General features: G+C 63.0%; 1 protein-coding gene. It reads right to left on the reverse strand.

Annotation, left to right across the window (positions count from 1 at the left end):
- Positions 1 to 778 (reverse strand): S49 family peptidase (locus NKJ75_RS32775; protein WP_352500763.1); only part of this gene is annotated, 778 nt, incomplete at both ends.

Raw genomic sequence — 778 nt, forward strand, 5'->3', positions numbered from 1 at the left:
GACGCCCCGACCGCGCGCGACGCTCGAGGTGAAATCGGAATAGTAGGCATCGATCATCTTCTTGTTCGCCGCGAAGGCCTCATCGTTGAGCGGCTCGAACTGGTTGCCTTCAACCTTGAATTTGCCGGCAGAGATGAAGGTGAACTTGAAGCCTTCCATCTCGGCGGCCTTCGAGACGTCGCGATGCAGCGCGTAAACACCGATCGAACCCGCCGTCGCGCCCGGGGTCATCACGATCTCGTCCGCGCTGGAAGCGATCCAGTAGGCGGCTGAAGCCGCCAGGCTGTTGACCTGGGCGATGATCGGCTTGGGGCCGCGCGCCTTGTAGATCTCGTTTGCCAGCGCTTGAACGCCGCTGACGCTGCCCCCTGGACTGTCGATATTGAGCACGATCGATCCAACCGAGGGGTCGTTCAGTGCCTTGTTGAGCGATTGCGATACGCGATCGGTGCTGGTCCCACCGGGACCGCTGATGTCGTCGACCTGCGAGGCATGCTGGGCGATGATGCCGAAAACCGAGATCACGGCCACGGCCGAGCCGGCCGCCGGCGTCGAGGAGCGCTCCTGCCGGCTTTCCACCATCCCGGAGCGCGAGTTGAGCATAAACAGGCTGACGACGCCGTTTGGCTGCCGCTCACCTTTGATCAGTGCGATCTCTTCTGCGGAAAGGCGAGTGCCCTCGATGCGACGTTCGACGACCTCGACGATCGCCTCAAGGCGACCTTGTTCGATCGCCCATGGCGCCGACATCAACGCGGCGCGGAGATGCGGGAAAGCG

This window comes from Mesorhizobium sp. M0058, from assembly GCF_040323095.1.
Classification (GTDB): Bacteria; Pseudomonadota; Alphaproteobacteria; order Rhizobiales; family Rhizobiaceae; genus Mesorhizobium.